The sequence below is a fragment of the Mesorhizobium australicum WSM2073 genome (assembly GCF_000230995.2).
GTDB lineage: Bacteria > Pseudomonadota > Alphaproteobacteria > Rhizobiales > Rhizobiaceae > Mesorhizobium > Mesorhizobium australicum.
On the sequence record NC_019973.1, the window covers coordinates 993,880 to 1,016,714 of the forward strand.

A 22,835-nucleotide genomic window follows, 5' to 3' on the forward strand; every position below is an offset into this window, starting at 1 on the left:
CATGACGAAGCTAAAACTTGGAGCTATTGCCGACGACAAGCCCTTCAAGATGTCGATCGAACTTCCGGCCGCTGTTCATCGGGATCTCATCGCCTACGCAGAGGTTCTCGGACGAGAGACTGGCCAGCCCGTTGGTGAACCGGTCAGGCTGATCGCCCCGATGATCGAGCGCTTCATGGCCACGGATCGGGCTTTCGCAAAGGCGCGGCGGAACCGGAAACCCTAGGCGACGACACGGGATAACGCTCTTCAAACAGCTTGAGGAAGTGCCCTAGCGCCGGATTGCCGTTGTCGCTCTGCCAATAGGCGGCGTAGCTGATTCGGCTCGGGCCGTTGCCGTCCTGCACGTCGCGATAAACGACGCCAGCGTAACTGGCGCCGATGCCAGCCTCGCACATCAGGCTGATTCCAAAACCGGCGCTCACCAAACCCACTATGCTTTCGCGGCTGACATCCTGTCTGACAATCTTAGCCTGGACGCCGGGTGAAGCGAGTTTTGCCAGCAAGATCTCCCGGAGTTCGGGTCCTGGGTCGCGCTGGCTCAACAGGAAGGTCTCGCCTCTGAGGTCGGTCCAATAGACGATCTCGTTCGCTGCCAGTGGATGGCTCTCCGGGAGTGCGACCCTGATGCGTTCCCCCCACAAGGCCATGGCTCCCCCTTCGCGAACTGCTGGCTCGCCCGTGACGATGGCAACGTCGAGTGTGCCAAGCTCCAGACCCTCAAAAAGGCTCGCCCGCGCTCCCTCGACCGTCCTGATTTCCACTTGTGGAAATCGTCGCGCATGTTCCGCCAAGCTCGCGCGCAAATTCCCCGCCGACAGCGAGGTGTAGAAACCGACGGTCAGCCGGCCAGCCTCGCCGCGGCCTGCGGCCTTGGCCGACGCCATCATGTGGTCCAGCCCATCGACCAAATGCCGGGAGGTGCGCAGGATTTCAGTTCCAGCGTCTGTAAGCCGCACGCCGCTGCTCGATCGCTCGAACACAGCGACTCCCAGACGATCCTCCATTTGGCGAATGCGGCGGCTTAGCGATGACTGCTTGACGCCAAGCGCCTCCGCCGCGCGGCGGAAGCTTCCGTAGTGCGCCGCGGCGACAGCGTAACGAAGATGGCGCAGTTCGATGGCCATTTATCAACGAGCAGCAGCCGTGGTCACGCTGCGACCAATTGGGTATAGCGAGCCGCGAGCACGGCCCCCTGGAGCTGACCCGTCTCGCGGACGTTCATGAGCGCGGATTCAGTGATTGGCAGGTGTCCGGCCAACGCCTTTGTGTCGTCAATCTGCATGGGCGGAGCAAAGCGTTCCAGTGGCCATCCAGCCCGTCTCAAAATGCGCTCAAATCGAACGTCCGTTACCGTGACCACAGTCTCCTGGCCGTTCGCTAGGCCCCATTCAAGAATCCCCGCAAGCAGGCCGAATGTCACGTCGCGAAGGCCGGTTGCGCTCACGCTGTCAGCAGAGCCGGTATCCACACAGAAGCGCGAGCTTTCGAAAATCTTGGCGCTTCGCGGAGAGGGGTTCGATCCAAGTAGCGTTGGGAAGGTATTCCCTAGCATCGTTGGCCCTGTTGTCGGCAGCAGTCTCGCACAGCCGACCACCGAACCGCGGTCGTCGACAGCAATGATATATGTCGGCTTGAGCGTGTCGTATGCGTCGATCTCCAAATCGCCCGAAACAGAAACATCCCAGTTTAGACGATCTCTAAAAACGCGATAGCGCAAGCGGTGCATGCCCGCGATCAGATCGGAAAATTCATAGTGGTCCCGGTGACTAACTACAATTATGTGCATGGCTGCAGGCTCCTTTGTTTGCGAGAAACACAGAGCACGGCGAGCCAAACAGCGTAGCTGTACGATTTTACAGGGTGCGTACGCGAGGAAGCTCTGGCGTAAACCTGGCAGCTATAGCCGCTGCGACAATCTGAGGATCTGCCGCTGACCGATGAGCAAACAGTCGCACGGAAACGTTACAACGTCCGCTGCGACCCACAAGTCACAGCGCCGAAAGCTGTTTTCAGGACAGGATGATGCCGCGGTTCGCGGCTTCGACGACAGCCTGCGCCACCGTGGACGCACTCAGCTTCGACCGGGCATTCTCGAGATGGAAGACCACCGTTCGCGTGCTGATGCCGAGAATTTGTGCGGTTTCTGGCATCTTCTTTCCGCGGGCCGCCCAGAAAAGGCACTGCCGCTCTCGTTGGGTGAGCGGCATGTCCGCGAGGCGGTTCAAGCCCAACTGGAGTTTTGCATAGACGTGCGCATGGTAATAGAGCCCGGCAAGTTGCAGCATATCCATTACCTCAGTTGGACGTTGCTCGAGACTTGCGTCCCTATTGCCGGCGAGCGTGAACGCGGCGAAACGACCAAATCCTCCGCGTATCGGAACAGTTGCTCCACAGTGAATGCCAAATTTGGCAGCCTCAGCGAAGAAGCGCTGCTGAGCGGCTGATGCTATTCCCAGGGTCCGGCGATCCCATTGAAACGACCGTTGCGATGATCGAGCCAGCCCAACGACAGGGTCGATATCCTCGTATCGCTGCTCAACATACTGCTGTGCCCACGAGTTCGGATATGAAGAAAGCACTTTGAGCGCAGGTTCTGAAAACCCGAGATAGGCGAACCATCGGTAACCCAGCCGCGCGGCCAGCCGATCAGCCGCACCTTTGAAGCCCATCTCGTCATGAGCTGTTTCAAGGGCATCGACGAAGTCTCGGAAAGTAAGGTCGAGAACCGTCACCGACACCATCCTCAGAAAGTTTCGTAATCCCCGCCAAATGCGGGGAGCCAGTCAGCCGCCGCGACCGACTGGCTCCGGGCGCCTTGGGAGGAGCGGCGCCAAAAATCAGCAAGGCAAGTAGTTCAAACTCAAGAAACCCAGCGCGTTCGCGCCATAATCAACCCATTGTTCCACTTAGCTGGTGAGTTCGAAGTCCTAGTAGGGTTCGCGCAAGGCGGTCTTCTGGATCTCCCCAGCCGCCGTTTCAATTGGCCCGCCTGGCAACCGCCATGAAGCGCTGCTGTTTCGGTCGCCGACTTTGGCGGTGATGGTCGGCGGCGTGAACCCCAGTCTGTCGATGACGACCTGAATTGTCTCGGCCTGTCCCTGGGCAACGCCCCGGGGCAAAACCAACGCGATGGCAAGCCGCCATGCGGAACGCATCTCCGCGAGGGAGTCGGCGGTTCGCTGGCCTCTTTGGCAACGAATGTCAGTATGACTGGTAAAAAAAAAAATTCAACATGGGTTGCAAAAAAAAGAGATTGGTATCCAATATGTGGAGAGTTGATTGTCGATATGCTCTAAAGAGGGCATGATGGAGGTGGTGGTCATGTCTGGTGATTGTAGACTTCGCAACGACTGGGACGTGGTTGCAGATCAGTCAAACCTGCTTGGCCTAGGCCGTTTCGATGCGCGCCTTTTAGGCGTGGACATCACCGTACGTCGGCAAGCGCGAGGCGGCTTTGGGGTAGTCCGCAACGATACCGGCGGACTGCTCGATTTGTGAGGAGATCGGCCCGATGACGCTGGAAGTATTCGCACGAGCCTTGCCGAAGGCCGAACTGCATCTGCATCTCGCGGGAGCGGTGAAGGCTGAGACCTTTCTGAAGCTGGCACGGAAGAATGACGTCACCTTGCCGCCTTTCGGTGAAGTCGAAGAGCTTTACCACTACGACAATCTGTTCGACTTCCTCAAGATCTACGACCTCGTGGCGCGATCCGTCGTCAGTGCCGACGATTTCCACCTCATCGCCTACGAGGCGCTCGCCCATGTCGCCAATGCTGGCGGACGCTATGTCGAGTTCTTCTTCAGCCCGCAGGTGCATCAGGACGCAGGCATAAACTACCAGACGATGTTTTCCGGCATTCTGAAGGGCATGGACGACGCGGAGGCCGATTTCGGCGTGATTTCGCGGTTGATCCCGGCCATCAACCGCGAACTGACGGTTGACCGTGCTTTTGAATTCCTCGACCGGGTGCTGCCGTTCCGCTCGGAAAAGGTGATCGGCATTGGGCTTGATTACGACGAGGAGCCGTTTCCGCCGGCACAGTTCAAGCCGGTTTACGAGCGGGCGAAAAAAGCAGGTATGCGTCTGACCTCGCATGCCGGAGAAGGCGGCCCGGCCGCCAATGTGCGTGACGCGCTCGACCTGCTCAGCGTAGAGCGCATAGACCACGGCTATCGGGTCATCGAGGACCGGGCCCTAGTCAGGCGATGCGTCGACGAAGGCGTAGCCTTCACCGTGTGCCCGAGTTCGACCGTCATCCTGACCCATTGGCGTGACCTCACGGCTGTCGACCATCCAATCCGCATCATGTTCGAGGCTGGGCTCAAACTGGTAGTCTGCACCGACGATCCGCCGATGCTGCAAACCGACCTTGCCAAGGAATATCGGCTGCTGGCCGAAACCATGTCGCTCGACCGCAGGACACTCGCTGACCTTGCTCTCAATTCGCTCGACGCCGCTTGGCTTGACGAGTCGACGAAACGCCACTGGCGTGCCGCTTGGTCGAACGAGATCGGCCAACTATTAGCCGGAGCGTAGCGCGCCGCGTGAACCACCGACGTCAAATCGGCTCGGGAGAGGCCGACCGAAAGACGAAGCAAAACTGGGATCCAACCCAGAAACGACCCAGAGGGAAAGGCAGTATCCTATGTTCATGACCTTCTTCAAAAGAGTGTCGGCTCTGTCCATGCTCGTTATCGCCTGTATCGCCATCGGCCCTGGCCTTGCTCGAGCCACCGAGCCCGACAAGCTGCGCATTGCGGTTATCCTTTCCGCCGGTCTTGAGAGCGGTTGGGACGCCACGCTCATCCAGGCCCTTGAGAGAGTAAAAGCTAAGAAGCCGCACGGTCTTGAGATCACGTGGAAAAACACTGATCCACTCTGGGGCGACGATGCCGGGGACGCGATGCGGGTATTTGCCGAAAGCGGCCAGTACGACATCATCTGGGCCCACAGCTCCTATTCAGACCAGGTGAAGAAGCTCAAGGACGAGTTTCCCGATATCCTTTTCGTCGTCGCCGGGTCCGGCAATGAGGGGCTGGGCGGCAACCAATACTGGGTCTACAAGCGTACCTATGAGCCAGCCTATCTGCTTGGCACGATAGCCGGCAAGATGACCAAGTCGAACAAGCTCGGCGCCGTCGGCCCATTTCCGTCCGACGACATCAACGACGAGATCAACGCCTTTTTCGACGGAGCCAAGGCAGTCAACCCCAAGATCGAGCGCAGCGTCGCGTTCATTGAGTCCTGGTACGATCCAGCCAAGGCGGCGGCTTACACCTCCGCCCAGGTCGCTACCGGCGCCGATTTGATCTTCCAGCTGATGGATACCTTCAAGCCCTGTGAGGAAGCCAAGATCGTCTGCTTCGGTGCTCTCCAGGACCAGCACTCTCTTTCACCGTCAACCGTACTGTCGAGCGCGATGGCGCTTTGGGATCCTGACGTCAACCACATCATCGACGCCTGGTGGGCCCACAAGGCCGAAGGTAAGCCCTATGCCGGCAACACCGATAAGCATTGGTTTGCGATGAAGGATGGCGGCGCGGCGATGGCCCCCTATGGGGAGCTCGAATCCAAACTGCCGCAGGACGTCCGCGGCGACGTCGAAGCGCTCAAGGCCAAGATTATGGCTGGTTCCTTTGAGGTTCCGCTCGACGTGTCCGATCCGAAAGCACACTGACCCGACAGACCATACGGGGGGCGCCGCCCGCCGAGGCGGTCGCTTCCGTCCCCAATTTCTTCGGAGCTTACCATGTCCACTGCCTTGCGCGTCGAAGGCCTCACCAAGCGCTTTGCTGGTGTCGCCGCCAACGACGACGTCGACTTCGATCTGCGTCCCGGCGAGATCCACTGCCTGTTCGGCGAGAATGGGGCAGGGAAGTCGACACTCTCATCGTGCATCTTCGGCCTCTATCGCCCTGACAAGGGGCAGATATTGGTGCTGGAGAAGCCCGTTCACATCGCCTCGCCCATCGATGCGATCCGCCATGGCATCGGCATGGTGCACCAGCATTTCGTGTTGGTGCCGGAATTCACCGTACTCGAAAATATCATCGTCGGCACTCAGCGCTCGGGTTGGCGGCTCAACGCCGCCGAAGCCAGGCAGAAGCTGAAGGCCATCTGCGATGGCTACGGCCTCGACATCGATTTCGACGCCTATGTCTGGCAATTGCCGGTCGGTCGCCAGCAATGGGTGGAAATCTTGAAAGCGCTTTATCTCGACGCCCAGATTCTCATTCTCGACGAGCCTACCGCGGTGCTGACCCCGGGCGAATCGCGCATCTTGTTCGACATCATGGGCAAGATGTGCGCCCGCGGCCTGTCGATCATCCTCATCACCCACAAGCTGATCGAGGTCATGCAGTCCAACCGGGTCACGGTGTTGCGCAAGGGCAAGGTCGTTGCGACTCTCAATACCGCCGAAACGTCTCCGGACGAACTCGCCCGGCTGATGGTCGGCCGTGACGTGTCGTTCACGATCAGCAAGCAGGAACTGACGCCGGGCGAGACGGTGGTCGCGGTCAACAAACTGACCGCAGTTGGTCTCTGGGGCGAGGCCGTTCTCAAGGACGTTTCTTTTTCAGTCGCGCGCCATGAAATCCTCGGCATAGCAGGGGTTGCGGGAAACGGCCAAAAGGAGCTGTTCGAGGTACTGTGCGGGGTGCGCAAACCCAAGACCGGCTCGATCCGGCTGATGAACGAGGAGATCGCCGGGCTGACGCCACGCTGTCTGATGGATCGTGGCGTCGGTCACATTCCAGACGACCGTTTCCGCGAGGGTCTGGTGCCGGAATTCAATGTCGCCGAAAACCTGGTGCTGGGCTGGCAGCGCAGCGCGAAATATCGCAGCGGCCCACTGATGAACGCTAAGGCGATCGCCAGGCTGGCGCGCGACATGATCGCCCAATACCAGATCGCCACGCGTGACGAAAAAGTCGCTGCCGGAAAGCTGTCGGGTGGCAACGCGCAGAAGATCATCATCGCCCGCGAGTTCCTGAATGCGTCAGGCCTGATCCTCGCCAACCAGCCGACACGAGGGCTCGATGTCGGCGTAATCGAATATGTGCAATCGCAACTGTTGAGGAAGCGCGACGAAGGCTTCGCCATCATCCTGGCGTCGGAGGAATTGAGCGATCTGTTCGGGCTCGCCGACCGCATCGCCGTGATGTTCAAGGGGGAGATCATGGGCGTGGTCGATACCAAGCAGACGACCCTTGCCGAAGTGGGTGTCATGATGGCCGGCCAAAGGCTGCAGACCGCACACAGCTTGGAGAGGATCCAGGCATGATCCGCTTCGAGCAGCGATCCGAACAGAACAGTCTTTGGACGGCCGCCTCTTTTGCCATGGCCATTCTAGCGGGCCTCGCGGCCGTGGCACTTTTACTTGTCTCGACCGGTGCCAATATCGCCCAGGTATTCGACGCGCTCATCATGGGCGCGGTCGGCTCGCCAAAGGCGCTGGCGACAACGCTCGTCAAAGCGACGCCGATTATTCTGACTGGCTTAGCGACCGTGATCGCTTTCCGGGCGCAGCTGTACAGCATCGGTCAGGAAGGCCAGGTGTTTGCTGGCGCCATGGGCGGCTATCTCGGTGCACAGTTAATGGCGGGGATGCCGCCGCTCCTGTTCTTCCCGGCCGTACTGTTGTCGGGGATGGCGGCGGGAATGTTGTTTGGATGGCTGGCCGCCATGCTGAGGAACAGTTTCGCCGTCAACGAGATCATCTCGACCTTGATGCTGAACTATCTCGTAGTCTATTTGTTGTCCTGGCTCCTGGAAGGGGGGCCTTGGGGCGAGAGCGGCGGCACCGTCTCCTACCAGCAGTCGCCGATGTTATCTGGCGATGACTTTCTTCCGGCTCTCTTCGGCAGCAGGGTGCTGCATGCAGGCGTTATCCTGCCGTTTATAGCCGCCACCATCTGCTCGATTGTTATATCCCGAACACCGCTTGGCCTTGAGATCCGAGGCCTCGGCTACAATCCAGTTGCGCTGCGTCACAAGGGCGTCAACATCGGTCGCACCGTTTTCATCGTATTGATGACGAGCGGCGCGTTGGCGGCACTTGCCGGCGCCATCGAGCTTTTTGGCGTAGCGCATCGGCTGCGTGCCGACAATCTCGTCGGGCTTGGCTACACGGGCATCATCGTAGGTATGATAGGTGGTCTCAGGCCACTCGGAACGGTGCTGGCGGGGTTGTTCTTCGGTGGGCTGGCGAGCGGCGCAGTCTATATGCGCGTGCTGGGCGATGTGCCCGGATCACTAGTGCCCGCCATCCAGGGCATCACCCTTTTCTTCTTTCTTTGCGCAGGCGTCCTGGCGCGCTACCGCGTCGTGAAGGTAGCCGTTCAATGAGCCAGCTGTTCCAGGAAGCGATCATCGTAAGCATTCTTGCCGCGACCATCCGCGCCATGACGCCGTTGTTGTTTTCCGCCATGGGCGAGCTGATCACACAACGTGCCGGCATCTGGAACATGGGTGTGGAGGGCACGATGTTGATGGGGGCGTTCACCGCTTACATCGCGGCGACGTGGACGGGGTCGCTCTGGCTTGCGGTCCTTGCCGCAATCTTCGCCGGCGCCCTTATGGGCCTGATCTTCGCCTTCATGACCGCGACTTTGCGTGTAGACCATTTCATCGCGGGCCTCGGATTGAACCTCCTTGTCAGCGGTCTGACCCTCTATTGGTTTCAGAGCTACGTCCAGGGACGGGCGCAGCCCAAGTTTGCAAGCTTTCAGGATATCGCAGTCCCCTTTCTCTCCGACATCCCCTTTCTAGGGCCAATATTGTTTTCACAGCGCTTGCTGACCTATGTCGCGTTCCTCGCCGTGCCCACGGTTTGGTTCCTACTCTACCGCAGTCGTTATGGGCTGGAACTGCGCTGCCTGGGCGAAAACCCCAAGGCCCTCGACGTCAAGGGTCTCAGTGTGACTGCCCGCCAGTTCGCGGCCGTGATGGCCGGCAGCGCTATGACGGGGCTCGGCGGCGGCTTCCTTATGCTCGGTCTTTCCGACCGCTTCGTTGCAGATTTCACGGCCGGCCGAGGTTGGATCGTCGTGGTGGCGCTGATTGCCGGCAATTGGAAACCGAAGGGTGTGCTGATTGCGGTCACGGCTTTCGCCATCCTGGATTCGCTTGCCATGCACTTGCAGGTGCTTGGCACACCAGTCCCGCGCCAGTTGTTGCTAGCGCTGCCCTACCTCGCATCGGTCGTGCTTCTGATGGGCGTACGCTTCCGTAGTAGCCAGCCAGGCCAACTCGGCGTGCCATACAAAAGAAGCTAGCTCAACAATTTTGAATTCTGATTTCCCACCCCCCTAAAACATGGGCCAAGAACGAGGGACCAGATGATGCTGAACATTGCCGAGACTACAGAAGCTCGAGCTGACGAAACCGCCGCTCGCGGGACACCGTTCCATGCGGCGACCAGCGGCGAGATGAGAACGCCCTGGTGGTTTGCCTGGGACAAATACATCGTTCCTGATGTCTACACGAGCATGCCTCGAGAGCTCGCCGCGATCCGCAACGCGGTCGCCATGATAGACATGTCGCCTATCGCGAAAATGGAAGTGCGTGGACCCGACGCCCATGAGCTGATCGACCGGTTGATGACGCGCGATATGCGCCGGCTTGAAGTCAATCAGGTCATGTACACTCCGTGGTGCAATCACGATGGTCTCATCGTCGGCGACGGCCTTGTCTTTAGACTGGAGGCCGACAGGTTCATGATATCGGGCGGAAGCAGCCACGCATGGTTCGCCAGCCACGCCGACGGTCTGCAGGTCGAGATCCGCAGCGCTTCGGACGACTACGGCATTCTTTCGTTGCAGGGGCCGAAATCGTTTGACCTTCTGGGGGCAGCGACCGGCCAGGATTGGTCCGGTCTGAAATTTTCGCAGATCGGTCGAGCCAAAGTGGCCGGCGTTGATGTCTTCGTCGCGCGGCAAGGTTTCACTGGTGAGCGTGGCTTCGAACTGTGGGTTCCGAAAAACGGCGGAGTGGCGGTCTGGCGCCACCTCCAAGCTGCCGGCCAGATATTCGGCGTCGTTTGCGCGGGGGAATACGCGGTCGAAGTGGCGCGGATCGAGGCTGGTCTGATCTTGATATCGTCTGACTACGATGCGGCAGATGTCGACCTGGCCACGGCGCGCGTCGATGCTGCAAACGATCGTCACATAACGCCGTTCGAGGCTGGACTTGGGCGACTGGTCAATCTTGACAGTGACTTCGTCGGCCGGGACGCACTAAAGGCTGCGAAAGCGTCGGACGAGCCGAGGCGGTGCTTTGTTGGCCTGCGATACGATGCGGTAGAACTGTTGAGGATTGCAGCCGAAAAGAGTGCCTGCGGAACAGCTTTGTCTCGCGTCTTCTGGGGCTCAATGCGAGCATTCAAGGACGGCGAGCTGGTCGGCCGCGCATCGAGCCTTGCCTATAGCGCGACACAGCGGCAGGCGATCAGCTTCGGTTTCGTCCCCGAACGGCTTTCATCTGCCGGCTCGACCATTGAGGTCGAGCTGACAGACGATGAGGGAGCCGTGCTCGACATGGTGAAGGCCACGATCGTTCCCCTCCCTTTCGTGGAAATCAAACGATCCAAGGGCTGAAGGCGGTTCGCCCCTCCAAGCCGCGGTCATTCGCCACGAAAATAGCAGCATTTTCAATTTCGCCGGCGGCGCGGCTGCCGCTTAGGAATCAAGGAGCCCAAAGTGCCTGAACCCAAACTCTGCCCGGCGCCAAAGCCGGCAGCCTCGGCCGGCTTGGTCCGACGAGATATCTCGATAGAACTTGCTCCCGCGCAGGTAGCTGCGTTCAGACCTACAGCATCCGCGTTTCCGTTCGGGTCGAGAGTTTTTCTCACGCATCTCGAAGGCAAGCCTATAGCCCTCCAGGTCGGGGCTGCTAAACAGCTGCTGGAGGCCGGCTTCATCCCGGTTCCACATATCGGTGCAAGGCATTTCGCCACCGAGCGGGATTTCCGCGACCTCGTCCTGGCACATAGCCGCAATGGGGTCAGAGAGGCGCTCTTTGTCGGCGGCAATCCGCTTCAGGCGAGAGGGCCGCTCGAAAATGCTGCAGCACTGCTTTCCCATCCCGTGCTGGCCGATAGCACGATCCGGACCGCGTTCATCGGCGGCTACCCGGAAGGCCATCCGGCGATCCCCGCAAATGCGTTGACCGCCGCGCTGGCACAGAAGATCGCGATTTGTGGGGAACGTGGGTTACAGCCGCGGCTGGTTTCGCAATTCGCCTTCGATGGCGGTGCGATCGGCCTTTGGACAGCAGAAATCCAGCGCAATTATCCGGACCTGGCGATCCATATCGGACTTGCTGGCGTCACCTCGCTCGCCAAGCTCATAAAATTCGGCATGTTGTGCGGCGTCGGGCCTTCGCTCGCAATGTTGCGGCGCTCCGCTGCAGGCCTTTTCAACATACTAGCCGACAAGAACCCGGGCGACATTATCGACGCCATCGAAGCGCATCGACCCTTGGGATCGTTTCACCTGCATTTCTATCCCTTCGGCGGCTGGGAAAAGACCCTTGCCTGGGTCGCGGAACATCAGCTGAGCACAGACGTGCACCCCACCCACCACATAGGAGAAAGTCGATGAGAAACGGAAACGCACATCTGTTCGTGCCAGGCCCGACCAACATTCCCGACGCCGTCCGTCGCGCGATGAACGTGCCGATGCAGGATATGCGGGCCCCGGACTTTCCGGAGCTGACGCTTCCCCTGATGGCGGATTTGAAGAAAGTCTTCAAGACCGCAAGCGCGTCGATCTTCATTTTCCCGGGTTCAGGCACCGGCGCCTGGGAGGCTGCGATCACCAACACGCTGAATGCCGGTGACAAGGTACTGATGTCGCGCTTCGGGCAATTCTCGCACCTCTGGGTCGACATGGCTCAACGCCTCGGCCTCGATGTTGAAGTCATCGACGTCGAATGGGGCGAGGGCGCCCCAGTTGACGCGTACGCCGCTCACTTGGAGCGTGACAAGCACGGAGCGATCAAGGCCGTCTTCGTAACGCACAACGAAACCGCGACCGGGGTGACCTCGGATGTGGCGGGCGTGCGCCGTGCCCTTGAAGCTGCCGGCCACCATGCGCTGCTCTTCGTCGACGGTGTTAGCTCGATAGCCTCGATCGATTTCCGCATGGACGAATGGGGCGTCGATCTCGCTGTCACCGGATCGCAGAAAGGCCTAATGCTGCCTGCCGGTCTTGGCATCCTGGCGGTCAGCGCCAAGGCCATGGAAGCGCATAAGGGCTCGCGCATGCCGCGCTGCTATTTCAGTTTCGAGGACATGGGCGCGGCCAGCAAGACGGGCTATTTTCCGTATACACCGCCCACCCAACTGCTTCTAGGCATGCGCGCCTCGCTCGACCTGTTGTTTGCCGAGGGCCTGGAAAACGTCTTCGCGCGCCATACGCGCCTGGCTGAAGGCGTCAGGCGTGGCGTTCACGCGTGGGGGCTGAATTTATGTGCTGCCGAAGAAAAGTGGTGGTCGGATACAGTCTCGGCAATTTTGGTTCCGGCCGACGTAGACGCAAGGGCTGTGATCGCAAACGGCTATTCTAGATATCGCACGTCATTTGGTACTGGCCTTAGCCGGCTGGCGGGTAAGGTTTTCCGCATCGGGCATCTCGGCGACCTCAACGAAGTGATGTGTCTGGCTGCTCTGGCCTCCGCGGAAATGTCGTTGAGCGATGCCGGAGCCAGGATCGAGAGCGGCTCGGGTGTCGCGGCGGCACAGGAATGGTATCGCCAGCAGGTCGCATCCTCCCCTGCCACCGCCACCCGGGCCGCATAAGGAAAACCGATGAGCAAGCCAAAAGTGATCCTCACCCGCCGATGGCCGCGCCAGGTGGAAGCAAAGCTGGCAAGCCAGTTCGATGCGACATTCAACGAAAATGACAGGCCTCTCGACCAAAATGGGTTGAGGCTAGCGTTGGAGCAGGCGGACGCCGTTTTGCCAACTGTCTCTGACAGGCTCGGCGCCGACCTGTTTGCAGGGGGATCGAGAGCGAAAATTCTCGGCAATTTCGGCGTCGGCTTCAATCACATCGACATCGAAGCGGCGAAAGCCGCGGAGATCGCCGTCACCAACACGCCGGGCGTCTTGACGGACGCGACTGCCGACCTTGCGGTAACGCTGCTTTTGATGTGTGCCCGCCGCGCCGGCGAAGGCGAACGCGAATTGCGAGCTGGCAAATGGTCTGGATGGCGCCCCACGCATCTGTGCGGCACGCAAGTCACCGGCAAGACCATAGGCATTATCGGCATGGGCCGCATTGGCCAGGCCGTGGCGCGGCGTTGTCACTTCGGCTTCGGCATGAAGGTGATCTACCACGACGATTTCGCGGGCGATTTGCAGGATTTTCCGGCGCTCCGCATATCCAAGGTCGATCAAGTTTTTGAAGAGGCGGATTTCGTTTCGCTGCATTGCCCAGGCGGCGGCCAAAACATTCACCTGGTCAATGAGCGTCGTCTCGGCCTGATGATGAGATCGGCCATCCTGATCAACACAGCGCGCGGCGACGTGGTTGATGAGGCCGCGCTCATCTCCGCACTTGAACAGGGACAGATTGCTGGAGCTGGACTGGATGTGTTCGAGCATGAGCCGAACGTGCCGAAAGCGCTGCGCGAACGGGAGAACGTCGTGTTGCTGCCGCATCTCGGCAGCGCCACCTCGGAAACCCGCGTGGCGATGGGCATGAAGGTGATCGAGAACCTGACCGCCTTTTTCGAGGGACGTCGTCCACCCGACCTAGTTTCCTGACGTAACGCCCGAACGCAAAACTGAGATCGTCGTCCCAGCGGCGGCAGAGGAGATACCATGTCTGATTTTTTCGAAAGAACCCTCGAGGGCGACGAGCAGATCCTAAAGGCCATTCGTCTTGAACAACACCGACAGCAATCCGAGATTGAGCTGATCGCGTCGGAGAACATCGTTTCGCCGGCCGTGCTTGCGGCGCAAGGATCGGTGATGACCAACAAATATGCTGAAGGTTATCCGGGCCACCGCTACTATGGTGGCTGCCAGTACGTGGATCTTGCCGAAGTGGCGGCGATCGAGCGCGCCAAGCAGCTCTTTGGTGCCAGCTACGCGAATGTGCAACCCCACTCCGGGGCACAGGCCAATGCTGCCGTGATGATGGCGGTGCTGAAGCCCGGCGACACCTTCATGGGTTTGTCGCTGTCGGCAGGCGGGCATCTGACCCATGGCGCTAAGCCCACGCTCTCCGGCAAATGGTTTAACGCGGTCCAGTACGGCGTCATGCAGGAGACCAGCCTTATCGACTACGATGAGGTTCAGGCAAAGGCACTCGAACACCGGCCGAAGCTGATCATCGCGGGCGGCTCCGCCTATCCGCGCACGATCGATTTTACCCGATTCCGTGCAATCGCGAATTCAGTCGGCGCGCTGCTGATGGTGGATATGGCGCATTTTGCCGGCCTGGTCGCCGGCGGCGTTCATCCCAACCCGGTAGAGCTTGCCGATGTCGTGACCACGACGACACACAAGACTTTGCGGGGCCCACGCGGCGGCATGATCCTGACCAACAATCCGGATCTTGCCAAGAAGCTGAATTCGGCGGTGTTCCCCGGCCTGCAGGGCGGTCCGTTAATGCATGTAATAGCTGCCAAGGCTGTTGCCTTGGGTGAGGCCTTGGAGGACGGGTTCAAGACCTATGCCCGGCAAATGGTGGCGAATGCCAGAATGCTGGCCGCAATGCTGGGCGAACGCGGGTTCGACATTGTCTCCGGCGGAACCGATACGCATTTGCTGCTGGTCGACCTGCGCGGCAAGGGCCTGTCTGGCAAGGATGCGGAGGAGGCGTTGGGCAGGGCAGGACTGACCTGCAATAAGAACGGCATTCCCTTCGATCCGGCGCCGCCTGCCGTCACCTCCGGCATTCGTCTCGGCACCCCGGCCGCCACGACACGCGGTTTCGGAGAAGGGGAGTTCGCCCGTGTCGGCAATCTCATAGCCGATGTCCTTGACGCAGTCGGAACGCAGTGGGGCGTCGAACAGGAGAAGGCGGCTCGCCGGTCGGTCGAGGAGCTTTGCGAGGCATTCCCGATCTACCAGGCCAAGGCATCGTTGACCCAGGCGCGGACGACATGAGGAGCCTGAACATACGGGGCTGCGCTTTCCGTGAGAGGGGTTAATAACCTTGAAGGGCGCCCTTGACCATGGCGCCCGCCATCTAGTCTAGATCGAAGGGTGTCGGCGGCTTTCGGGTCGCTGTTTTCGGTTGGCGATGGCATTGTCGTCGAGATCAATCAGGCTAGCCCAAAACCATGCTCGTTCTGCCCAAAGGCGTCCGCCATATGCCCTCCTATCTGTCCCGCGCGGCGCAGGAAGCGCTGGTCGAAGAGGTCAGGGTTGTCGTGCAAGGCGCGCCGCTGTTCGTGCCGGCCATGCCGCGCACTGGTAAGGAGATGAGCGTACGCATGACCAATTGCGGCTCGCTCGGCTGGGTCACCGACAAGGAACTGGGATATCGCTATCAGCTGACGCACCCGCTGACCGGCGAGCCATGGCCGGCGATCCCCGATGCGCTCATGCAACTGTGGCAGGAGGTCTCCGCCTATCCGCATCCGCCGGAGGCTTGCCTGGTCAATTTCTATGGGCAGGACGCCAAAATGGGCCTGCACCAGGATCGCGACGAAGCCGATCTTTCGGCGCCGGTGGTGTCAGTCTCGCTCGGCGACGACTGCCTGTTCCGGGTCGGACCGACCACGCGCGATGGCGGCACCAAATCCTTCCGTCTGAAAAGCGGTGATGTCGTCGTGCTCGGCGGCGAGGGGCGGCTCTGCTTCCATGGCGTTGACCGGATTTACCCGTCGACCTCGGCGCTCTTGAAAAATGGCGGCCGCATCAACCTGACGCTGCGCCGGGTCAATCCCTGACCAGCTAGAGCAATTCCAGGAAAAGTGTGAGCGGTTCGTCTACGAAGCCAAGGTCATCGAGGCCGGGCGGCCGATCCTGCGGCATCGGATCTCGTAGCTGAGCGCGCTTGCCTGGTCGGGGTGGCCATCATCGCCGGCAACCGGATGTCGCCCCGTATCATTGTGGCGATCTCTGTGTGGCCTAGATGGTGCTGCTTGTCGGCCTGCGCTCGCGCACCCATGGACCAGTGGCGCTCGGCATTCCCTAGATCAGGGAATAGTTCCCCGCTCAGCTGGCCGGGCGGAAGGGCTTGGCAAGCGAGGCAGGGAAATGCAGCGCCAGCATCTGGCGGTTCCGTGAGATAAGCACCAGCACAATGATGGTGGCCAGATAGGGCAGCGCCGATAGCAGCTCGGACGGCACTTCCAGCCCGAGCGCCTGTCCCTGCAACTGGAGGATCGTCATGCCGCCGAACAGCCAGGCGCCAAGCAGGATGCGCAGCGGCCGCCATGTGGCGAAAACCACCAGCGCCAGCGCGATCCAGCCCTTGCCGGCGGTCATGTTCTCGACCCAGAGCGGTGTGTAGGCGACTGACAGATAGGCGCCCGCCAGACCGGCCATCAGCCCGCCGAACAGCACGGCCATGTAGCGGATCCTGATCACTGGATAGCCGATCGCATGCGACGTCTGGGGCGACTCGCCGATGGTGCGCAGGATCAGACCAGCCTTGGTCCGGTAGAGAAACCAGCTGATGGCGACGAACATCAGCAACGCCAGATAAACCATCGGGTCGAAGCGGAACAGCAGCGGACCAACCACCGGCAAATCGGACAGGAAGGGCATGTCGACACGATGCAATGCCTCGATCGGATCGCTGCCGAAACCGCGCCCGAGGAAGGCCGAAACACCTGAGCCGAAGATAGCCAGCGCCAGGCCGGCGGCATATTGGTTGGTCAGGAAGGTCAGTGCCAGAACGCCGAACAGCAGGGACGCGGCGGCACCCGCCAGCGCGCCGGCCATGATCGCGACAGGCATGGAAAAGCCCGCTGTGACCGCCCAGAATGCAAGGGCTGCCCCCATCAGCATCATGCCTTCGATGCCGAGATTGAGAACGCCGGATTTCTCCACCACGAGTTCGCCGAGCGCCGCGAAGATCAAGGGCGTCGCGGCAATGATGGTGCCGGTGAAGATGGCAATGAAAAGATCCATCAGGCTTTCTCCCGGACCAGGCGAATGCGATAGAAAATGAAGAAGTCGGCGGCGAGCAGGAAGAACAGCAGGATGCCCTGGAAGATCCGCGTCAGCGCCGATGGCAGGCCCAGCGTCATCTGTACGCCTTCGCCGCCGAGAAACAGAAGCGACATCAGCAGCCCGCCGAGCACGATGCCGAACGCGTTCAGCCGGCCGATGAAGGCAACGATGATGGCCGCGAAACCATAACCCGGCGATATCTGAGGCGAGAGCTGGCCGAGCGGTCCGGCCGCTTCCGCCATGCCGGCGATCCCGGCTGCCGCGCCGCCGGCCAGCAGACCGATCCAGACCGCCGCCGACTCGCGGAACCCCGCATAACGCGCGGCGAGAGGGGCCGCGCCGCTCACCGACATCTTGTAGCCGAGGAAGCTGCGGTCGGTGAACAGCCACATCACGATGACGGCGACCACGGTGATGAAGATCGAGGAATTGAGCCGGTAGGCGGGATCAAAGGATTGCAGCAGCGCGGCGGTGGGCAGCATGGCCGTCTGCGGATAGTTGAACCCAGCCGGATCGCGCCACGGTCCATGCACGAGATAGGACAGGAACAGAGTGGCGATATAGGTCATCATCAAGGTGACGAGGATTTCGTTGGTGTTCATGCGGGCGCGCAGGAATGCGGGGATTGCCGCCCATGCCATGCCGGCGCCCATGCCGGCCAGGAACATCAGAGGCAAAAGCAGCACGCTCTCCGGGTTCGGCCAGAACAGCCCGACGCCGCTGGCGGCAATGGCACCCATCGTGAACTGGCCCTCGGCGCCGATGTTCCAGACGTTGGCGCGGAAACCGACCGCCAGCCCGCAAGCGATGAGGATCAACGGCGAGGCCTTTAGCAGCCATTCCGACAGTCCGTTCATCGAGCTGAGCGGCTCGACAAAGAACGCATAGAGCGTGGCCAGCGGATCATGCCCGAGAGAGGCGAAGAAGATCGAGCCGACGATGACCGTGAGCGCCGTCGCCAGGATCGGCGCGGCAACGCGCATCGGCGCGGAAGGCTCCGGTCTTTGTTCAATCCTGAAATGCAACGCTGCCACCCCTGTTCGCCGATACGCCTTCGCCCATGCCTTGGCCGGTCATCAAAAGCCCGATCTCCTCGCGGTCGGCGGTCGTGCGGATCAGCGGCGGAGACACCTTTCCTTGGCAGATGACCAGCAGCCGGTCGCAGATCTCGAACAACTCGTCGAGTTCCTCGGAAACGACGAATACGGCTGCACCAGCGCGACTGAGATCGATGATCGTCTGGCGGATGAAGGCGGACGCGCCGACATCGACACCCCAGGTCGGCTGCGACACCAGGAAGAGCTTTGGCGTGAGCGCGATCTCGCGCCCGACGATGAATTTCTGCAGATTGCCGCCCGACAGGCTTTGCGCGGTCGATTGGGCTCCATTGGCCTTGACCTTGAACCTGTCGATAATGCCTGTGGCGAAAGCCTTTGCCTTGCGGCGATCAACCAGCCCCTTGCGCACCGTGCCGAAGCGGTGCGCCGTCAATACGGCATTCTCCCACAGCGTGTGCGATGGCACCGCACCGCGCCCAAGCCGTTCTTCGGGAACGAAGGCGACGCCGAGCTTGCGGCGTTCCTGGGGGCGCAGGCGGGCGGCGTCGGTTCCGCAAATCCTGATCGCATCGGCGCGCTCATGGGTGCGTTCGCCGCTGAGCAAGGCGATTAGCTCGGCCTGACCATTTCCGGAAACACCGGCAAGGCCGACGATCTCCCCGCCATGCACATTGAATGAAACGTCCTTGAGGTCGACGCCGAAATGGTCCCGGGCCTTGACCGATAGGCCTTTGACCTCAAGCACTGGCTTGTCGCTCGGGACCGGCGGGCTGACGCGTATTTCAGGCAGCTTGGAGCCGACCATCATGCGGGCGAGCTCCAGCGATGTCGTCTCCTTCGGGCGGGCGGTGCCGGTGACCTTGCCGTTGCGCAGCACGGTGGCGGTGTCGCAGAGCTCCTGCACCTCGTCGAGCTTGTGGCTGATATAGACGATGCTGCAGCCCTCGGCGGCCAGTTGCCGGAGCGTCTCGAACAACTTGACCACGGCCTGCGGTGTCAGCACCGAAGTCGGTTCATCGAGGATCAGTAGTTTTGGCGCCTGCAGCAAGCAACGCACGATTTCCACGCGCTGGCGCTCGCCGACCGACAAATCGTGCACCTGGCGATGCGGATCGATGGGCGTGCCGTAACGCAGGGAGAGGTCGCGGATCTTTTCGGCGAGCGTGGGAAGGTGAAAGGCGCTGCTTGTCGACAGGGCAATGTTCTCGACCACCGACACCGATTCAAACAGCGCGAAATGCTGGTAGACCATCTCGATGCCGAGTGCGCGCGATACCGCCGGATTGTGGGCGACGATCGGATTGCCGTCGCTAAGGATTTCCCCGGAATCGGCCTGCGCCGCGCCATAGATGATCTTCATCAGCGTGGATTTGCCGGCCCCGTTCTCGCCGAGCACAGCGTGGATCTCGCCGGGTTGGATCGACAGCGAAACGTCGTCATTGGCGACGACGCCGGGATAGCGCTTGCAGATGTTGCGCAATTCTAGACGCGGATGCATTGGCGGGTCCTGCCGTGGCGTGAAGCGAGGTTGGACGGAGCGCAGGCTGGCTAGCGCCGAAGCATTCCGCTTCGGCGCCTGCTGGCTCTTTGTTGGACGATCAGCTCAACCTGCCGATCATTCCCTTGACGAACCAGTTAATGCCGCGAATGCCGTCGTCGGCCAGAACCGAACCGGCGGCAACCCTGACGTTGCCGTCCTGGTCCTTCAGTTCGCCGGTGTAGGGGTGAACCTTGCCGCTGCCGATATCGGCCTCGAGCTGCTTCAGCTTGGCCTTGGTGTCGTCGGGTATGCCGTCATTATAAGGTGCCATCTTCACGACGCCGGCCGCCAGCCCGTCCCAGCGCACTTCCGGCTTCCAGGTGCCCGCGGTGACGGCCTTGGCGGCGCCGACATAGTCGCTCGTCCAGTCGAACACGAACGACGTCAGCTGCTTGCCGGAGCCGAACTTCGCCATGTCACTGGCGTAGCCGATCGACCACGCCTCACTATCGCCGGCGACTTGCACTCCGGTCGCTGTTCCGGTTGTCGAGCATATAACGTCACAACCTTGTGAAAGCAGCGTCTTGGCGGCTTCCTTTTCCTTGCCAGGATCGAACCAGGAATTGAGGAAGATGGCATTGCAGGTGGCATCGGCATTGACGCTCTGCGCGCCGAGCAGCAGCGCGTTGGCCATGCCAACTACGTCCGGGATGGGAAAGCCGCCAATAAAACCGATCTTGCCTGCCTTCGACATATAGCCGGCGGCAGCTCCCGCTACGAACGTACCTTCGTAATATTTCGCTTCGAATGTACCGAGATTGGCTAAGTGTACAATGCCGGAACAATGCTCGAATGCGACTTGGGGGAAACGGGGCGCCACTTTCTGCATCGGCGTTCCATGCGAAAAACTTGTGCCGAATATCAGCTTATTGCCGCCGCTGGCGAGCTCTCGAAAGATACGCTCGGCGTCCTGCGGCATGAAGATGTTGTCTATCACCGTTATGGCGACCATGTCGCCAAACTGATTCTTCAGCGCATCGACGGCGAGCGAATGTTGCTTTGTCCAGCCAATTTCAGCTTTGGTATCTACGTAGACGACTCCAATTTTCAATGGCTCGGTCGCGAAAGAAGTTTTGGCAAAAGCACTAACGCCTAGTGCGGCGCCGGTGTATTTTAGAACCTGCCTCCTGTTCATTCCAAACATTTCAGCGCTTCCCCTTCTTTTTGGCTTGCTACGAGATCGTTGCTTGCGCGGATCTCCCCGAAGTCATTTTCGTGTGTGAACGTGCGGCCGCAATTGTGTGACCACAGTATTTTTGTCAGACGGCGTTGATTCAGAGGGCTTAGCGGTTGCTGCGCTTTCTCCGGAAACATAGGGCCGGAGAGCCTCTGTCAGACTCAATTCAGGAAACACCTGCCGATCCATAACGTATCCCCGGATCACAGCCCTATAGTGCGCATCGGTCAATTCCATGGCCTGCTTGAGGCGTCCCTTTTCCAGCAAGTCGACCAAACGCGAGTGATCGTCCAACAGATTGCAATAGTCCCAGTCAGCTGTGACCAACGAACGTATCAACGTCGTTCGCCGCAAAAGTTGGGCATGAATCTCCTGCATGACTCTGTTTCTACTCAAGCGTAGAAGCAGCGTATGAAATTCCTGACCTAATACGTCTGCCAAAGCATGATTGCCCTCGTCAGTCGCTTGACGCTGCCGCTCGATCTGTTGGCGAAGCTCCGTCCAACCGGCGGGCCCAAGGCGCTCGCTCAGCTGAGCAGCCACACCCTGTTCGACCAAACTCAGGGCGTCATAGATCTCTAGCGCGTCCTGCATTGACGGACGGGCGACGAAGGCACCCCGGTTACGCTCCATATGGACGAGGCTATCGTCGCTGAGCCTGATCAATGCCTGCCGTATAACAATGCGACTGCACTGAAATATCTCTGCAAGCTCACGTTCACCAAGCTTACATCCCGCTACCAAGCGATGATCCATAATCGCACGGATCAAAATCTCCGCGATCTTGTGTGACTGGCTCGGCATGTTAGCCTCTCCTGTATGTCATGCACTTTGTGTGCGGATACGTCGCAGAAACTGACAGCCGCACTTCATCTCCACGCGAGGGGGTCGTCGGCTCACGGCACTTTGGCAACGCATTTCAGTATGACTGGCAAAAAAAAAAATTCAATATGGGTTGCAAAAAAAAGAAATTGGTATCCAATACGGTGAGAGTTGATTGTCGATATGCTCTAAAGTGGGGCATGATGGAGGTGGTGGTCATGTCTGGTGATTGTAGACTTCGCAACGACTGGCACGTGGTTGCAGATCAGTCAAACCTGCTTGGCCTCGACGATTTCGATGCGCGGCTTTTAGGCGTCGACATCACCATACGTCGGCAAGTTCGAGGCGGCTTCGAGGTAGTCCGCAACGACACCGGAGGACTGGTGCACTCCGCGCAGCGGTACGGATACATTTGGGCGTGCCTTGGAACACCGGAGCGAGAGATCCTGTTCATCCCAGAGGCGATTGAACCAGATCGACATCTCGTTACTGCGGGCTCGATTGCTGTGAGGGTATCAGGACTGCGCGCAGTCGAAAATTTTCTGGACATGGCCCATTTTCCATTTTTGCATACCGGATTTTTGGGTGAAGAGCCCCACACCGAAGTAACGCCATATAAAGTCGAACTTACGGCAGAAGATGAACTGGTTGCAACGGAATGCAAATTCTATCAGCCTGTGTCTTTCCCAACCGCTAAAGGTGGATTTATTGTTGAATATACCTACAAGGTGTTCCGCCCTTACACGGTGGCGCTCTATAAAACTAATTCGGTAGTTACTAATCGTCGCGACGTTATAGTTCTTTTTGTTCAACCGGTAGATGAAGAGAACTGCGTCGCCCATCCCTTCCTCTGCTACGTTAAAGAAGGTGTAGACGTGGGTACCGTTCGAGCCTTTACACAGCTGATTTTCGGGCAGGATAAGCCCATCCTTGAAAATCAGGTTCCCAAGCGCCTGCCTCTCGATCCCCGCGCCGAAACGCCGATCCGTGCCGATGCCGTGTCGGTTTCATACCGCCGGTGGCTTCGCGACCGGTCGATTACATACGGCGCCATTCCCGCGAACGCCTAACGGCCCATTTCATACAGGAAGATG

Annotated in this window: 22 protein-coding genes; 14 read left to right on the forward strand and 8 right to left on the reverse strand. The window is 59.9% G+C overall.

Annotated elements, in window-relative coordinates; genetic code table 11:
- Position 1: 1 nt before the first annotated feature.
- A complete protein-coding gene (locus tag MESAU_RS04590; RefSeq protein ID WP_015314888.1) occupies positions 2–226 on the forward strand; it encodes a DUF2274 domain-containing protein in 225 nt (74 codons plus the stop codon).
- On the opposite strand, the gene MESAU_RS04595 is transcribed toward MESAU_RS04590, so the two are convergent.
- From MESAU_RS04595 to MESAU_RS04605, 3 genes are all read right to left on the reverse strand, one after another.
- Positions 174–1,127 (reverse strand): LysR family transcriptional regulator, encoded by a 954-nt coding sequence (locus tag MESAU_RS04595; protein ID WP_015314889.1) that lies wholly within the window; start codon positions 1,125–1,127, stop codon positions 174–176. The genes MESAU_RS04590 and MESAU_RS04595 overlap by 53 nt on opposite strands.
- Before the next feature lie 23 nt (positions 1,128–1,150).
- Positions 1,151–1,789, reverse strand: a complete 639-nt coding sequence (locus MESAU_RS04600) for an acyl-homoserine-lactone synthase (RefSeq protein ID WP_015314890.1) — start codon at positions 1,787–1,789, stop codon at positions 1,151–1,153.
- A gap of 223 nt (positions 1,790–2,012) precedes the next feature.
- Positions 2,013–2,735 carry a LuxR family transcriptional regulator gene (locus tag MESAU_RS04605; protein ID WP_167331107.1) on the reverse strand — a complete coding sequence of 241 codons (723 nt, stop codon included), beginning with the start codon at positions 2,733–2,735 and terminating at the stop codon, positions 2,013–2,015.
- Between the two features lie 571 nt (positions 2,736–3,306).
- Here MESAU_RS04605 and MESAU_RS04615 point away from each other — a divergent pair.
- From MESAU_RS04615 to MESAU_RS04670, 12 genes are all read left to right on the forward strand, one after another.
- Entirely contained in the window at positions 3,307–3,501 is a 195-nt protein-coding gene (locus tag MESAU_RS04615; protein ID WP_041163284.1) for a hypothetical protein, read from the forward strand.
- Between the two features lie 13 nt (positions 3,502–3,514).
- Positions 3,515–4,540 (forward strand): adenosine deaminase, encoded by a 1,026-nt coding sequence (gene add, locus MESAU_RS04620; protein ID WP_015314893.1) that lies wholly within the window; start codon positions 3,515–3,517, stop codon positions 4,538–4,540.
- Between the two features lie 109 nt (positions 4,541–4,649).
- Positions 4,650–5,681 (forward strand): BMP family lipoprotein, encoded by a 1,032-nt coding sequence (locus tag MESAU_RS04625; protein WP_015314894.1) that lies wholly within the window; start codon positions 4,650–4,652, stop codon positions 5,679–5,681.
- A 72-nt stretch (positions 5,682–5,753) separates the two neighbouring features.
- Positions 5,754–7,289 carry an ABC transporter ATP-binding protein gene (locus MESAU_RS04630; RefSeq protein WP_015314895.1) on the forward strand — a complete coding sequence of 512 codons (1,536 nt, stop codon included), beginning with the start codon at positions 5,754–5,756 and terminating at the stop codon, positions 7,287–7,289.
- Complete coding sequence (locus MESAU_RS04635; protein WP_015314896.1) at positions 7,286–8,353, forward strand: ABC transporter permease; 1,068 nt, start codon at positions 7,286–7,288, stop codon at positions 8,351–8,353. Before MESAU_RS04630 ends, MESAU_RS04635 begins: the two co-directional genes overlap by 4 nt.
- Positions 8,350–9,282: an ABC transporter permease gene (locus tag MESAU_RS04640; protein ID WP_015314897.1), complete on the forward strand. Its 933-nt coding sequence runs from the start codon at positions 8,350–8,352 to the stop codon at positions 9,280–9,282. The genes MESAU_RS04635 and MESAU_RS04640 overlap by 4 nt, the downstream gene beginning before the upstream one ends.
- Positions 9,283–9,345: 63 nt before the next feature.
- A complete protein-coding gene (locus MESAU_RS04645) occupies positions 9,346–10,602 on the forward strand; it encodes an aminomethyl transferase family protein (RefSeq protein ID WP_015314898.1) in 1,257 nt (418 codons plus the stop codon).
- Positions 10,603–10,704: 102 nt separating this feature from the next.
- Positions 10,705–11,607, forward strand: coding sequence for a methylenetetrahydrofolate reductase (locus tag MESAU_RS04650; RefSeq protein ID WP_015314899.1), 903 nt, complete (start codon positions 10,705–10,707; stop codon positions 11,605–11,607).
- Positions 11,604–12,806, forward strand: coding sequence for an aminotransferase class V-fold PLP-dependent enzyme (locus MESAU_RS04655; protein ID WP_015314900.1), 1,203 nt, complete (start codon positions 11,604–11,606; stop codon positions 12,804–12,806). Before MESAU_RS04650 ends, MESAU_RS04655 begins: the two co-directional genes overlap by 4 nt.
- A gap of 9 nt (positions 12,807–12,815) precedes the next feature.
- On the forward strand, positions 12,816–13,775 hold the full coding sequence (locus MESAU_RS04660; RefSeq protein ID WP_015314901.1) for a 2-hydroxyacid dehydrogenase: 960 nt from the start codon (positions 12,816–12,818) through the stop codon (positions 13,773–13,775).
- 57 nt (positions 13,776–13,832) lie between these two features.
- Positions 13,833–15,125 carry a serine hydroxymethyltransferase gene (gene glyA, locus MESAU_RS04665; protein WP_015314902.1) on the forward strand — a complete coding sequence of 431 codons (1,293 nt, stop codon included), beginning with the start codon at positions 13,833–13,835 and terminating at the stop codon, positions 15,123–15,125.
- Positions 15,126–15,301: 176 nt separating this feature from the next.
- A complete protein-coding gene (locus MESAU_RS04670) occupies positions 15,302–15,913 on the forward strand; it encodes an alpha-ketoglutarate-dependent dioxygenase AlkB family protein (RefSeq protein WP_015314903.1) in 612 nt (203 codons plus the stop codon).
- Between the two features lie 268 nt (positions 15,914–16,181).
- Here the strand turns inward: MESAU_RS04670 and MESAU_RS04675 are convergent, their stop codons facing one another.
- The 5 genes from MESAU_RS04675 to MESAU_RS04695 all read right to left on the reverse strand — a co-directional run bounded on the left by MESAU_RS04675 (position 16,182) and on the right by MESAU_RS04695 (position 21,723).
- Positions 16,182–17,102: an ABC transporter permease gene (locus MESAU_RS04675; RefSeq protein ID WP_015314904.1), complete on the reverse strand. Its 921-nt coding sequence runs from the start codon at positions 17,100–17,102 to the stop codon at positions 16,182–16,184.
- Positions 17,102–18,169, reverse strand: a complete 1,068-nt coding sequence (locus tag MESAU_RS04680) for an ABC transporter permease (protein ID WP_015314905.1) — start codon at positions 18,167–18,169, stop codon at positions 17,102–17,104. Before MESAU_RS04680 ends, MESAU_RS04675 begins: the two co-directional genes overlap by 1 nt.
- On the reverse strand, positions 18,153–19,700 hold the full coding sequence (locus tag MESAU_RS04685) for an ABC transporter ATP-binding protein (protein WP_015314906.1): 1,548 nt from the start codon (positions 19,698–19,700) through the stop codon (positions 18,153–18,155). Before MESAU_RS04685 ends, MESAU_RS04680 begins: the two co-directional genes overlap by 17 nt.
- A gap of 100 nt (positions 19,701–19,800) precedes the next feature.
- Positions 19,801–20,886 (reverse strand): BMP family ABC transporter substrate-binding protein, encoded by a 1,086-nt coding sequence (locus MESAU_RS04690; RefSeq protein ID WP_015314907.1) that lies wholly within the window; start codon positions 20,884–20,886, stop codon positions 19,801–19,803.
- A gap of 63 nt (positions 20,887–20,949) precedes the next feature.
- The gene (locus MESAU_RS04695; protein ID WP_015314908.1) at positions 20,950–21,723 is read right to left on the reverse strand and encodes a GntR family transcriptional regulator; all 774 of its coding nucleotides are present in this window, start codon (positions 21,721–21,723) and stop codon (positions 20,950–20,952) included.
- A 221-nt stretch (positions 21,724–21,944) separates the two neighbouring features.
- On the opposite strand from MESAU_RS04695, the gene MESAU_RS04700 reads away from it, so the two are divergent.
- Positions 21,945–22,811, forward strand: a complete 867-nt coding sequence (locus tag MESAU_RS04700) for an aromatic ring-hydroxylating dioxygenase subunit alpha (protein WP_041163629.1) — start codon at positions 21,945–21,947, stop codon at positions 22,809–22,811.
- Positions 22,812–22,835 lie beyond the last annotated feature (24 nt).

What these genes read in the sequence shown, in the direction of transcription:
- MESAU_RS04635 (WP_015314896.1), top strand. Translation starts at nt 7,286, where the DNA reads ATGATCCGCTTCGAGCAGCGATCCGAACAGAACAGTCTTTGGACGGCC.
- MESAU_RS04615 (WP_041163284.1), top strand. Translation starts at nt 3,307, where the DNA reads ATGATGGAGGTGGTGGTCATGTCTGGTGATTGTAGACTTCGCAACGAC.
- MESAU_RS04670 (WP_015314903.1), top strand. Translation starts at nt 15,302, where the DNA reads ATGCTCGTTCTGCCCAAAGGCGTCCGCCATATGCCCTCCTATCTGTCC.
- MESAU_RS04630 (WP_015314895.1), top strand. Translation starts at nt 5,754, where the DNA reads ATGTCCACTGCCTTGCGCGTCGAAGGCCTCACCAAGCGCTTTGCTGGT.
- MESAU_RS04685 (WP_015314906.1), bottom strand. Translation starts at nt 19,700, where the DNA reads ATGCATCCGCGTCTAGAATTGCGCAACATCTGCAAGCGCTATCCCGGC.
- MESAU_RS04655 (WP_015314900.1), top strand. Translation starts at nt 11,604, where the DNA reads ATGAGAAACGGAAACGCACATCTGTTCGTGCCAGGCCCGACCAACATT.
- MESAU_RS04625 (WP_015314894.1), top strand. Translation starts at nt 4,650, where the DNA reads ATGTTCATGACCTTCTTCAAAAGAGTGTCGGCTCTGTCCATGCTCGTT.
- MESAU_RS04595 (WP_015314889.1), bottom strand. Translation starts at nt 1,127, where the DNA reads ATGGCCATCGAACTGCGCCATCTTCGTTACGCTGTCGCCGCGGCGCAC.
- MESAU_RS04600 (WP_015314890.1), bottom strand. Translation starts at nt 1,789, where the DNA reads ATGCACATAATTGTAGTTAGTCACCGGGACCACTATGAATTTTCCGAT.
- MESAU_RS04695 (WP_015314908.1), bottom strand. Translation starts at nt 21,723, where the DNA reads ATGCCGAGCCAGTCACACAAGATCGCGGAGATTTTGATCCGTGCGATT.
- MESAU_RS04645 (WP_015314898.1), top strand. Translation starts at nt 9,346, where the DNA reads ATGATGCTGAACATTGCCGAGACTACAGAAGCTCGAGCTGACGAAACC.
- MESAU_RS04675 (WP_015314904.1), bottom strand. Translation starts at nt 17,102, where the DNA reads ATGGATCTTTTCATTGCCATCTTCACCGGCACCATCATTGCCGCGACG.
- MESAU_RS04640 (WP_015314897.1), top strand. Translation starts at nt 8,350, where the DNA reads ATGAGCCAGCTGTTCCAGGAAGCGATCATCGTAAGCATTCTTGCCGCG.
- MESAU_RS04690 (WP_015314907.1), bottom strand. Translation starts at nt 20,886, where the DNA reads ATGTTTGGAATGAACAGGAGGCAGGTTCTAAAATACACCGGCGCCGCA.
- glyA (WP_015314902.1), top strand. Translation starts at nt 13,833, where the DNA reads ATGTCTGATTTTTTCGAAAGAACCCTCGAGGGCGACGAGCAGATCCTA.
- MESAU_RS04660 (WP_015314901.1), top strand. Translation starts at nt 12,816, where the DNA reads ATGAGCAAGCCAAAAGTGATCCTCACCCGCCGATGGCCGCGCCAGGTG.
- MESAU_RS04700 (WP_041163629.1), top strand. Translation starts at nt 21,945, where the DNA reads ATGGAGGTGGTGGTCATGTCTGGTGATTGTAGACTTCGCAACGACTGG.
- MESAU_RS04590 (WP_015314888.1), top strand. Translation starts at nt 2, where the DNA reads ATGACGAAGCTAAAACTTGGAGCTATTGCCGACGACAAGCCCTTCAAG.
- add (WP_015314893.1), top strand. Translation starts at nt 3,515, where the DNA reads ATGACGCTGGAAGTATTCGCACGAGCCTTGCCGAAGGCCGAACTGCAT.